Below are 11433 nucleotides of genomic sequence, written 5' to 3'. Positions count from 1 at the left end.
TGGCATTATTTATCACAACGAGGAGAGAGTGGTGGCAGTTTCCCGCACAGAGGAGCGCAATGAGAGGGCATTCGGGCTGGACGAACGTTCGCCGGAAGATGTTCTGCAATTGCTGCATGAAGCGCAAATCGAGGCGGCCGCCTCGGTATCGCAAGCGCTTGGCACCATTGCCGAAGCCGCCACTCTGGCCGCCCATACCCTCGCATCGGGTGGTCGTCTGGCTTATGCCGCCGCCGGCAGTTCCGGCCTGATGGCGCTCGCGGATGCACTTGAAATCCCCGGGACCTACGGGATATCCCCTGAGCGCATCGTCATCCTTATTGCCGGCGGCATTGCCAGCCTTGGTCGTCTTGCCGGTTCCTATGAAGACGATACCAGCCAAGCGACCGCGGACATCGCGGCCGCCGGACTTGGCGCCGGCGACTGCCTGATTGCGGTTTCGGCAAGCGGTACCACGCCCTATGCGCTCGCCGCCATCGAAGCTGGCAAACAGCGTGGGATGAAGGTCATTGCCATTGCCAACAATCCGGCCGTTCCGCTGTTCGACAAGGCCGATATTGCGATCACGCTGGAGACCCCGCCAGAAATGGTTGCCGGATCGACGCGCATGGGCGCAGGCACGGCACAGAAGATTGCGCTCAACCTACTGTCGACCCTGATGGCGATCCATCTCGGCCATGTCCATGACGGCTACATGGTCAATCTTACCGCCGACAATCTCAAGCTGCGCGACCGCGCGGCCGCAATCGTCGCTGCGGTGGGGGGATGCGAACGCGGCGACGCGGTCAGGCTGCTCGAAGCGAGCGGCGGCTCCGTCAAGGCGGCAATTCTGCTCGCCGCCGGTGCGGAAGGTTCGCAAAAAGCATTGGAAATTCTCGAAAGCAATCAACAGAGGCTTCGCCCGTCGCTTTCGGAAATTGGTCGTAAAGACCTCAAGGAGAGCTTCGGCTCTCGTTAACGGCACAGCTCGCAAGGGGTGCAACAGGAGACTAAAATGGGAAGCACGACTTTAAAATCACTGCTTATGGCGACGAGCATCCTGGCTACGGCCGGTTTTGCCCACGCCGCAGACACCACGCTGACGATCGAAAGCTGGCGCACCGACGATCTTGCCATCTGGCAGGAGAAACTGATCCCGGCATTTGAAGCCAAGAACCCCGGCATCAAGGTCAAGTTCGCGCCAACGCCGCCGACGGAATATGACGCGGCTCTCGGTGCACGTTTCGATGCGGGTAGCGCCGGCGACATCATCACCTGCCGTCCGTTCGACAAGTCGCTCGAGCAGTTCAAGCGCGGCAACCTTGCCAGCCTCAACGACCTCTCGGGCATGAAGAACTTCTCGGATGTCGCCAAGGCCGCATGGACCACCGATGACGGCAAGGACGCTTTCTGCGTGCCGATGGCATCGGTTATCCATGGTTTCATCTACAACAAGGATGCATTCGACAAGCTCGGCATTGCGATCCCGACCACCGAGGCAGAGTTCTTCGCCGCGCTCGACAAGATCAAGGCTGACGGCACCTATATCCCGATGGCCATGGGCACCAAGGACCTCTGGGAAGCTGCGACCATGGGCTACCAGAACATCGGACCGACCTACTGGAAGGGTGAAGAAGGCCGCGCCAAGCTAATCAAGGGCGAGGAAAAGCTGACCGATGCGGATTGGGTCGAGCCCTACAAGGTGCTCGCCAAGTGGAAGGACTATCTCGGCGACGGTTTCGAAGCCCAGACCTATCCGGACAGTCAGAACCTCTTCACGCTCGGCCGCGCTGCGATCTATCCGGCCGGCTCGTGGGAAATCGGCCTGTTCAACACGCAGGCCCAGTTCAAGATGGGGGCATTCCCGCCGCCGGTTAAGAACGCCGGCGATGCTTGCTACATCTCCGACCACAACGATATCGGTGTCGGCCTCAACGCCAAGAGCGCACATCCTGAAGAATCCAAGAAGTTCCTCGAATGGGTCGCTTCGCCGGAATTCGCTGAAATCTACGCCAATGCGCTGCCGGGCTTCTTCAGCCTGAACTCGACTGCGGTGAAGATGCAGGACCCGCTGGCGCAGGAATTCGTTTCCTGGCGCGAGAAGTGCAAGCCGACGATCCGCTCGACCTACCAGATCCTGTCGCGCGGCACGCCGAACCTCGAAAACGAAACCTGGGTTGAATCAGCCAACGTGATCAACGGCACCGATACGCCGGAAGCTGCCGCCAAGAAGCTGCAGGACGGTCTCGACAGCTGGTACAAGCCGGCCAAGTAAAACAAACGACAGCCGGGGCGTCCGTGAGGGAGGCTCCGGCTATTTCTTTATCGGAACATTGGGCGTTTCTTGCGCTATCATCCGTTTGAACGGCCGTCATGCGCCGCAAAAGTCGTGACCAAGAATATCAGGGGACTCTGATTTAATGAGCACAGTCGAACAAGCAATCGTTGATCGGGGCGCCGACAGGCGGCCGCGGCGCTGGCACATTCTGGTGTTCCTGGCGCCGGCGGTGCTCGTCTATACCGCCATCATGATCCTGCCGCTCATCGAGACGCTGCGGCTGTCCCTCTTCAATGTCAAAGACGGTCAGAGCGTTTTCGTCGGTCTCGGCAATTTCAACGTGCTTTTCGGCGACCCGCGCTGGGCTGCGAGCTTCTGGAATGCGCTGCGCAACAATTTTGTCTTCTTCCTCATACACATGATCGTGCAAAATCCCATTGGCGTCGCCCTTGCGGCACTGCTCTCGGTGCCAAAACTGCGCTTCGGCGCTTTCTACCGAACGGCAATGTTCCTGCCGACGCTGCTCTCCTTCGTCATCGTCGGCTTTATCTGGAAGCTAATCCTGTCGCCGATCTGGGGCGTATCGCCATTTCTCCTCGATCTCGTCGGTTTGAAGTCGATCTTCTCGCCCTGGCTCGGCAAGCCAGGCACGGCGCTTATCGCCGTCTCGCTGATCTCCGTCTGGCAATATGTCGGCATACCGATGATGCTGATCTACGCGGCGATGCTGAATATTCCCGATGAAGTTCTCGAAGCTGCGGAATGCGATGGCGTCACCGGCTGGAGCCAGTTCTGGAAGATCAAGCTGCCGTTGATCCTGCCGTCGATCGGCATCATCTCGATCCTGACATTTGTCGGCAATTTCAATGCCTTCGATCTCGTCTACACGGTTCAGGGCGCGCTGGCGGGTCCTGACGGATCGACGGATATTCTGGGCACTCTGCTTTACCGCACCTTCTTCGGCTTCCAGCTGCAGATCGGCGACAAGTCCATGGGCGCGACGATTGCGACAGTGATGTTCCTCATCATCCTCACGGGCGTTTGCCTCTACCTCTTTGCCATCCAGCGGCGCATGCGCCGCTACCAGTTCTAAGCGAGGCACCAAAATGGCAAAACCAACCGCATCGCCGCTTCGCACGGGCCTCGTCCATCTCGCACTCGGAGCCTATACGCTTATCGCGCTGTTTCCAGTGTTCCTTGTCGTCATCAACTCGTTCAAGGACCGGGCCTCGATCTTCCGCGACCCGCTTGCGATCCCGACACCGTCAACGTTCAGTCTCATCGGTTATAATACGGTGCTCACCCAGGGCGACTTCGTCCTCTATTTCCAGAACAGCTTCATCGTCACGGCCGTATCGATCTTCTTCGTGCTGCTCTTTGGCGCGATGGCGGCTTTCGCCCTCTCCGAGTATCGCTTCAAGGGCAATACGCTCATGGGCCTCTACCTTGCCCTCGGGATCATGATCCCGATCCGCCTTGGAACGGTCGCGATCCTGCAGGGTATGGTCGCGGCGGGCCTCGTCAACACGCTGACAGCGCTCATTCTCGTCTATACCGCCCAGGGCCTGCCGCTTGCAGTGTTCATCCTCAACGAGTTCATGCGTACCGTCTCCGATGATCTGAAAAATGCCGGCCGTATCGATGGTCTTTCGGAGTATTCGATCTTCTTTCGCCTGGTGTTGCCGCTGGTTAAGCCCGCAATGGCAACGGTGGCCGTCTTCACGATGATCCCGATCTGGAACGATCTCTGGTTCCCGCTCATCCTGGCGCCAAGCGATGCGACGAAGACCGTCACGCTTGGATCGCAGGTGTTCATCGGCCAGTTCGTGACCAACTGGAACGCTGTTCTTGCCGCCCTTACGCTAGCGATCGTGCCGGTGCTCGTCCTCTATCTCATCTTCTCGCGGCAACTGATCCGCGGCATCACGTCGGGAGCCGTCAAATGACGACAGAAAAGCCTATCCGTGTGCTTGTTGCCGGCCTCGGCAATATGGGCCGCAGCCATGCGCTCGCCTATCACAACAATCCCGGCTTCGAGATCGTCGGTCTGGTGAACCGGTCTGTGGTGCCGCTGCCGGAGGAACTTGCTTCCTACGCGATCCATCCGTCCTTCGAGACTGCCCTGGCCGACCTCGAGCCGGACCTCGTATCGATCAATACCTATTCCGACAGCCATGCCGACTATGCGGTTGCGGCCATGAAGGCAGGGGCCGACGTCTTTGTCGAAAAGCCGCTCGCGACAACAGTAGCTGATGCGGAACGGGTCGTTGCAGCGGCGAAGCAATACGGCCGCAAGCTGGTGATCGGCTATATCCTGCGCCACCATCCGTCATGGATGCGATTGATCGGCGAGGCACGCAAGCTTGGCGGGCCCTACGTTTTTCGCATGAACCTCAACCAGCAATCGTCGGGCACGACGTGGGAAACCCATAAGTCGCTGATGAAGACGACGTCGCCCATCGTCGATTGCGGCGTGCACTATCTCGACGTGATGCTGCAAATAACCGATGCAACGCCGACGGAGGTGCGCGGCATGGGCGTGCGGCTCTCCGATGAGATCGATGCCGGCATGTATAATTACGGCCATCTGCAAGTGCTGTTTGATGACAGGTCGGTGGGCTGGTACGAGGCCGGGTGGGGTCCGATGATGTCTGAGACGGCCTTCTTCGTGAAGGATGTGATATCGCCGAATGGCTGTGTTTCGATCGTGATGGACCAGAACGCCAAGTCCGACGATATCGACTCGCATACGAAGACTTCGACCATCAAGCTGCATTCGGCAAAGACCGGCAAGGACGGCCGCTTTGCCGCGCCCGACGAGCTTCTGAACATGGCCGGGGAACCCGGGCACCAGGAACTCTGCGATCTGGAGCAGGCCTTCGTGCTGAAAGCAATCCGCGAAAATCTCGACCTTGACCGGCACATGCGTGACGCCGTGCGCTCGCTGAGCGTCTGCCTTGCTGCGGATGAGAGCGTGCGGACCGGCAGGCCGGTAAAGCTATAATTTAGAATCAACGAACGGGAACAAGACATTGGGTTCTTTGAAGATTGAGAATATCCGCAAGTCGTTCGGCCAAGTCGACGTCCTTAAGGGCATCGACCTTGAGGTTGCGGACGGTGAGTTCGTCATATTTGTCGGCCCCTCGGGCTGCGGCAAGTCCACATTGCTGCGGGTCATCGCCGGCCTCGAAGACGCGACCTCCGGCGATATTCTGATCGACGGCAAGAAGGTCAACAACACGCCGCCCGCCAAGCGCGGCATCGCCATGGTGTTTCAGACCTACGCGCTCTATCCGCACCTTTCGGTACGGGACAATATGGGTCTCGGGCTGAAGCAGGCAGGCAAGCCGGCCGAAGAGATCAAGGAGCGCACCAAGATCGCGTCGTCGATGCTGTCCCTCGACGACTATCTGGAGCGGCGCCCGGCAGAGCTTTCGGGCGGTCAGCGCCAGCGCGTCGCCATTGGCCGCGCGATCGTTCGCGAGCCGGAACTCTTCCTCTTCGATGAGCCGCTTTCCAACCTCGATGCGGCGCTCCGGGTGAACACACGCCTCGAAATCGCGCGCCTGCATCGCCAGCTCAAGGCAACCATGATCTACGTGACGCATGATCAGGTTGAGGCGATGACCCTTGCCGACAAGATCGTGGTCCTCAACAAGGGCAGGATCGAGCAGGTCGGCTCGCCGATGGAACTCTACAATGCGCCGCAGACGATTTTCGTCGCCGGCTTCATAGGTTCGCCGCAGATGAACCTTATCGATGCCACCAAACTTGGACAGAGCGGCGCCAGGACAATCGGCGTAAGGCCCGAACATATCGATGTGAGCAAGACATCCGGAGAATGGAAAGGCTCGGTCATCCATGTCGAGCATCTCGGCGCCGATACGATCATCTACCTTCAGACCGATTTCGGTCCGCTGACGGTACGCCTCTTCGGCGAGCACCAGTATGAGGTCGACAGCACGTTGTTTGCGACGCCGATGCCGGGCCGCACCTATCGTTTCGACAATGACGGGCAGGCCATCAAGGGCTGAGACGCCGGGCCGAGGCGTAGCCCGAAAAGTGCGCTGTGGGCGGTAGGGTCACCAAATCCGCCCATGACATCGATGGGGTATTGCGCCATAGTCCGGCTCGCGCGGAATCACGCGCGAGTTGCAATACTTCAGGGCAGGACGACGACGATGGGCTGGATACCGGATACCAAGCGCTACGACACGATGAAATATAATCGCTGCGGCAAGAGCGGTCTGCGGCTGCCGGCCATTTCGCTCGGCCTGTGGCACAATTTCGGCAACGACACACCGCATCAGCTCAAGCAGGCGATTTGCCGTCAAGCCTTCGATCTCGGCATCACCCATTTCGACCTCGCCAATAATTACGGACCGCCTCCGGGCTCGGCTGAGGAAGCGTTCGGCGAAATCTTGCGAACCGATTTCAAGGGATACCGGGACGAGCTGATCATCTCCTCGAAGGCCGGCTACAATATGTGGGCCGGTCCCTACGGCGAGTGGGGCAGCCGCAAATATATCATCGCGAGCTGCGACCAGAGCCTCAAGCGCCTCGGTCTCGACTATGTCGACATCTTCTATTCGCACCGTTTCGATCCGGATACGCCGCTAGAAGAAACGATGATGGCGCTCGATCACATTGTCCGGTCCGGGCGCGCGCAATATGTCGGTCTTTCCTCGTACAATTCGAAGCGCACGCGCGAGGCGGAGGCCATCCTCGAAGAGCTTGGCACGCCGTGCCTCATCCACCAGCCGAGCTATTCGATGATCAACCGCTGGATCGAAGATGACGGCCTGATCGACACGCTCGAAGAACTTGGCATCGGGTCCATCGTCTTTTCGCCGCTGGCGCAGGGCATGCTGACTGACAAATATCTGAAGGGCGTTCCTGAAGAGAGCCGCGCTGCGCAGGGCAAATCCCTCAATCCGGAATTTTTGAGTGACCGCAACCTCAAGAATATAAGCGCGCTCAACGCCATCGCATCAAAGCGCGGGCAAACGCTGGCGCAGATGGCGCTTGCGTGGGTTCTGCGCAAGGGACGTATCACCACGGCGCTGATCGGGGCGAGCAAGCCGCAGCAGGTCGTCGATTGCGTCAAGGCGCTGGACAATCTCGAATTCAGCGATGCGGAGCTCGCGGAAATCGACAGCTACGCCAACGACGCCAATATCAATCTCTGGGCAGCTTCGGCCGAGCGCAAGGGTCCTGAGCGCAAGCCGGTCAAAATGGATTGATGCCCGCCATTTGCAATCGCCTGGGGCGGCAGCGTCACAGGCGATTGGCAGCGCAGCGCTAATATGCGAAATGTCTGCGCCAGAGTTATGCTGATTGGAGCCTTTCAATGAAGATTGCGATGATCGGGACCGGATATGTCGGTCTGGTATCGGGTGTTTGCTTTGCCGAATTCGGCTTCCAGGTCACCTGCGTCGACAAGAACCCCGCGATCATCGAGCGCCTGCAGGCCGGCGAAGTCACTATCTTCGAGCCGGGGCTCGACGATCTGCTGGACCGTAATGCCAAGGACGGACGTCTCGTATTCACCACTGATCTTTCGACAACTGTTGCCGATGCGGATGTCATCTTCATCGCCGTGGGCACGCCGTCGCGGCGCGGCGATGGCGAAGCTGACCTTCAATATATCCATGCAGCCGCGGACGAGATCGCGGCGGCGATGAAACCCGATGCCGTGATCGTCATCAAGTCGACGGTCGTCGTCGGCACCAATGCCGATGTGCGGGCGCGCATCGCCAAGGCAAGGCCGGGCGTTGCGTTCTCGATGGTATCGAACCCTGAATTCCTGCGCGAAGGCTCTGCTGTAGAAGACTTCCTTCGGCCGGACCGTGTGGTCGTCGGCGTGCATGATGAGGCGGGTGCGATCGCGATGAGGCGGGTCTACCGCCCGCTTTACCTGCGTGAGACGCCGATGATCGTTACGACGCTCGAAAACGCCGAGATCATCAAATATGCCGCGAACGCTTTCCTTGCCATGAAGGTGACCTTCATCAACGAGGTCGCCGACCTTTGCGAGAAGGCCGGCGGCAATGTTCAGGACGTCGCCCGTGCCATCGGCATGGACAATCGCATCGGTTCGAAATTCCTGCATGCCGGCCCGGGCTTCGGCGGTTCCTGCTTCCCGAAGGATACGCGTGCCTATGCCGCCACGGGCCGCAAGCTTGACGCGCCACAAACGCTGATCGAGCAGGTGGTCTCGATCAATGAGCAGCGCAAGCGCTCCATGGCGGAGCGGGTGATAGAGGCCGCGCAGAAGCATGGCGTGAAGAGCGTCGCGGTCCTCGGCATCGCCTTCAAGCCGAATACCGACGATATTCGCGAGTCACCGGCACTCGATATCATTCCGCTATTGCAGAAAGCGGGGCTGACAGTTCGGGCGCATGATCCGGAGGCGCGCACCGCCGCCGAACAGGTACTGAGCGGCGTCAACTGGTGCAAGTCGGCCTATGAGGCCGTGGAAGGGGCGGGGATTACGCTGCTTCTCACCGAATGGAACGTGTACCGGGCCCTCGACCTGAAGCGGGTCGCAAGCCTGATGGATGGGAACATCCTGTTTGACCTGCGCAACGTCTATAGCGGGCAGGACCTCGACGGCACCGGACTCGAGTACCATTCCGTGGGCCGGCCGCTGATCGGCAGACCAAGTTGAGCCACTTAAGGTTTCAGCCTTGAAGCTCCAGCGGAAACGGTGTTCTCTCCCAGAACTTGCCGATCTTGTACGTTTTAACCGTCGCTGCTTCCCAGTCATGCAGGATTTGTGCGACCTCGACGCGGTCTTCGGCCTGAAGCGCCTTATAGAAACGCGGGGTTAGACCATTTACGTGATCGAGCCAGCGGTCACTGCTTTCGAGCTTCTCACAGGCAGAGGCGAATTCACCCTTCATTGCATGATTCATGATTGCGCTGAGTTCAATTGAGGGCGATGCGACCCAAGGGAATAAAGGGCCCGAAAGATATGAATGATAGTCGTCGAGCGTTTCGATAGCATATAATTGCGCCAGCATCTCTTCGGTCGTATCGAGCATTTGCGCGACTATCTCCGGAACCCCGGCGTCCCAACCGCTATCGAGCACTTGTCCTTGGTGATCCGTAGGAAAGAATTGGTCCCCCCAGCCCTGCCGGACCTCCGCGGTTGCAGGGACGAGTAACCGAACGGACAAGCGCGATCCGAATATTTTCGGGTCAAGCCGCCTCTCGAAGTGGACACCGCGCAGGATATGCCGCACGGGCTTGATGAAGACAAAGCGCCCCATCGAGAAAAGGTCGTCACGACGCTCGATCAGCGGGCGCACGGCATTTCGTACATCGCGAATTGTGGTCATGGTCGTTCCTAACTGAAGGGTCCAACGGAAGGCCTGATCTCAATGACGAAGAACCGCTTTACTTTCGGAAAGGTTTTGGCGCTTGAATAAGAAAAATCATTCATCCGTCTCGTTCGCAACCTGCGGGCACCGGTCTTGAAGTCATAGATACAAGCTGTCTCATCATCCACGCGTTCATAAACATCCAGACCGATAGAATCTGTTTCGCGGGTACCCACGCCTACTTTGTAATATTCATCAGAAGCTCCCGCGAGCGGCGCCATCATGAAGAGTTCCGGCAACAATTGGCCCTGCCAACGTTTTTGAACTTCGCCCGCAGCCAGCAGGTGAAACTGATTTCCATAGTTCTGTTGCGATCCATATTGAGCGATAGGACCCATAGTGGCTGCTACATCATTGGCGATATTCTGAACGTCCAGATATCGTGGGCAATATTGCTTAACCGTCTCCATGTCGGCTTGGAGCACGCTTGCCCAAAGCCGTTCTTCCGACTCTCCCTTAACGTATTGACGTGCACGCGCCGATACTATCGCAATGGTGTGCGGATCGCCGGCAGCGACAATCGCATTGTACAGCCGAAGTGCTTCTTCAACCGGATACTCGATGGCGGGCTCTTTTAAAGCCGACAGCAGTGTCACCGCAGAACCGATCAAGGGAAGTTTGCGAATCGGAAGTTCGCGGCCGATTTTGCCTCCGATCTTTTGTGCTTCGTGAACTGCGCTCGAGGCGGTGGCCGCAATACCCTGAAAGGTCGTAGTTTCTTGATCTTTCGGAGGTTGCTTGTCCGCCACGGCGGATCCACTTCCGCCCTCGCTTACCCATTGCCCGCCCCCGGAAGTCCCGGCGGGAGCGCGGGGCTGGTCGGGGTCGTACTTGCGACAGAGGTGCTGGTACTCCAGAAGCTCTGCCCGGAGAACGCGTTGTTCTGTTGCGACCCGTTGGCAAAGAGCGTCATGACGCCCGTCCTGAGAGGCGAGCCGTGCGGCTTTTAAGAGAACGTCATTCGCGTGTAACTGCCATTGTAAATCCAGGTCTTTGGAATTGTTTCGCGGCGACCGATGCATTTAAAGAAACCCCGTTAATATGGGAATATATTCCTACAAACGCATTAAAGGAAATCAATTCGACTCTAGTCGTAGGCTTTTGGACCTACCTAAACTCTAGCGGAAACGGTGTTCTCTCCCAGAACTTGCCGATCTTGTACGTTTTGACCGTGGCGGCCTCCCAGTCATGCAGGATTTGTGTGACCTCGACGCGGTCTTCGGCCTGAAGCGCCTTATGGAAACGCGGGGTTAGCGTGTTCAAATGTTTGAGCGAGCGATCACTGCTTTCGAGCTTTTCACAAGCAGTGGCGAATTCACCCTTCATTGCGTGATTCATGACTTCGCTGAGTTCAAGTGTGGGCGACGCTATCCATGGAACCTGAAGGCCCGAAAGATATGAATGATAGTCGTCGAGGGTGTCGATAGCATGCAATTGCGCCAGTACCTCTTCGGCCGTATCGAGCATTTGCGCGACTATCGCCGGATCACCAGCGTCCCAACCACTGCCGAGCACTCGTCCTTCCTCGTCAGTAGGATAAAATCGCTCCCCCCAGCCCAGCCGGAACTCCGGCAGCGCCGGTACCAGCGACTGAACGGACAAACGCGATCCGAATATTTTCGGGTCACGGCGGCTTTCGAAGTGGACACCGCGCAGGATGTGCCGCACGGGCTTGATGAAAACAAAACGCCCCATCGAGAAAAGGTCGTCGCGGCGCTCGATGAGCGGGCGCACGGCATTTCGTACATCGCGTATTGTGGTCATGGTCTTATTCCCCCTCCGCGAACCGGG

11 protein-coding genes are annotated in these 11433 nt (G+C 58.4%); 8 read left to right on the top strand and 3 right to left on the bottom strand.

The window, feature by feature from the left end; translation table 11 throughout:
* Positions 1 to 31: 31 nt before the first annotated feature.
* From BM074_RS17155 to BM074_RS17120, 8 genes are all read left to right on the top strand, one after another.
* Positions 32 to 958 (top strand): N-acetylmuramic acid 6-phosphate etherase, encoded by a 927-nt coding sequence (locus BM074_RS17155; RefSeq protein WP_091923673.1) that lies wholly within the window; start codon positions 32 to 34, stop codon positions 956 to 958.
* A gap of 36 nt (positions 959 to 994) precedes the next feature.
* Positions 995 to 2254: an ABC transporter substrate-binding protein gene (locus BM074_RS17150; protein ID WP_027231949.1), complete on the top strand. Its 1260-nt coding sequence runs from the start codon at positions 995 to 997 to the stop codon at positions 2252 to 2254.
* A 145-nt stretch (positions 2255 to 2399) separates the two neighbouring features.
* Positions 2400 to 3350, top strand: coding sequence for a carbohydrate ABC transporter permease (locus BM074_RS17145; protein ID WP_036814461.1), 951 nt, complete (start codon positions 2400 to 2402; stop codon positions 3348 to 3350).
* A 13-nt stretch (positions 3351 to 3363) separates the two neighbouring features.
* Positions 3364 to 4203 (top strand): carbohydrate ABC transporter permease, encoded by an 840-nt coding sequence (locus BM074_RS17140; RefSeq protein WP_027231947.1) that lies wholly within the window; start codon positions 3364 to 3366, stop codon positions 4201 to 4203.
* On the top strand, positions 4200 to 5261 hold the full coding sequence (locus BM074_RS17135) for a Gfo/Idh/MocA family protein (RefSeq protein WP_091923671.1): 1062 nt from the start codon (positions 4200 to 4202) through the stop codon (positions 5259 to 5261). Before BM074_RS17140 ends, BM074_RS17135 begins: the two co-directional genes overlap by 4 nt.
* Before the next feature lie 28 nt (positions 5262 to 5289).
* The gene (locus BM074_RS17130; RefSeq protein WP_027231945.1) at positions 5290 to 6291 is read left to right on the top strand and encodes an ABC transporter ATP-binding protein; all 1002 of its coding nucleotides are present in this window, start codon (positions 5290 to 5292) and stop codon (positions 6289 to 6291) included.
* A gap of 147 nt (positions 6292 to 6438) precedes the next feature.
* Positions 6439 to 7500, top strand: coding sequence for an L-glyceraldehyde 3-phosphate reductase (mgrA, locus tag BM074_RS17125; protein WP_091923669.1), 1062 nt, complete (start codon positions 6439 to 6441; stop codon positions 7498 to 7500).
* 107 nt (positions 7501 to 7607) lie between these two features.
* Positions 7608 to 8927, top strand: coding sequence for a UDP-glucose dehydrogenase family protein (locus BM074_RS17120; RefSeq protein WP_091923667.1), 1320 nt, complete (start codon positions 7608 to 7610; stop codon positions 8925 to 8927).
* 13 nt (positions 8928 to 8940) lie between these two features.
* On the opposite strand, the gene BM074_RS17115 is transcribed toward BM074_RS17120, so the two are convergent.
* From BM074_RS17115 to BM074_RS17105, 3 genes are all read right to left on the bottom strand, one after another.
* Positions 8941 to 9570: a hypothetical protein gene (locus BM074_RS17115; protein ID WP_139217690.1), complete on the bottom strand. Its 630-nt coding sequence runs from the start codon at positions 9568 to 9570 to the stop codon at positions 8941 to 8943.
* Positions 9571 to 9608: 38 nt separating this feature from the next.
* The gene (locus BM074_RS17110) at positions 9609 to 10391 is read right to left on the bottom strand and encodes a hypothetical protein (protein WP_027231941.1); all 783 of its coding nucleotides are present in this window, start codon (positions 10389 to 10391) and stop codon (positions 9609 to 9611) included.
* Positions 10392 to 10749: 358 nt separating this feature from the next.
* A complete protein-coding gene (locus tag BM074_RS17105) occupies positions 10750 to 11376 on the bottom strand; it encodes a hypothetical protein (protein ID WP_139217689.1) in 627 nt (208 codons plus the stop codon).
* Positions 11377 to 11433: the final 57 nt, after the last annotated feature.

The sequence above is a fragment of the Phyllobacterium sp. CL33Tsu genome, from assembly GCF_900113985.1.
In the GTDB taxonomy this organism is placed as follows: domain Bacteria; phylum Pseudomonadota; class Alphaproteobacteria; order Rhizobiales; family Rhizobiaceae; genus Phyllobacterium; species Phyllobacterium pellucidum.
Note: the sequence above shows the minus strand (reverse complement) of the source record. Positions and strands in the feature narration are given on the sequence as shown.

Excerpts from the sequence above, each read along its gene's own strand:
- BM074_RS17150 (WP_027231949.1), top strand. The coding sequence starts at position 995 with ATGGGAAGCACGACTTTAAAATCACTGCTTATGGCGACGAGCATCCTG.
- BM074_RS17145 (WP_036814461.1), top strand. The coding sequence starts at position 2,400 with ATGAGCACAGTCGAACAAGCAATCGTTGATCGGGGCGCCGACAGGCGG.
- BM074_RS17140 (WP_027231947.1), top strand. The coding sequence starts at position 3,364 with ATGGCAAAACCAACCGCATCGCCGCTTCGCACGGGCCTCGTCCATCTC.
- BM074_RS17135 (WP_091923671.1), top strand. The coding sequence starts at position 4,200 with ATGACGACAGAAAAGCCTATCCGTGTGCTTGTTGCCGGCCTCGGCAAT.
- mgrA (WP_091923669.1), top strand. The coding sequence starts at position 6,439 with ATGGGCTGGATACCGGATACCAAGCGCTACGACACGATGAAATATAAT.
- BM074_RS17120 (WP_091923667.1), top strand. The coding sequence starts at position 7,608 with ATGAAGATTGCGATGATCGGGACCGGATATGTCGGTCTGGTATCGGGT.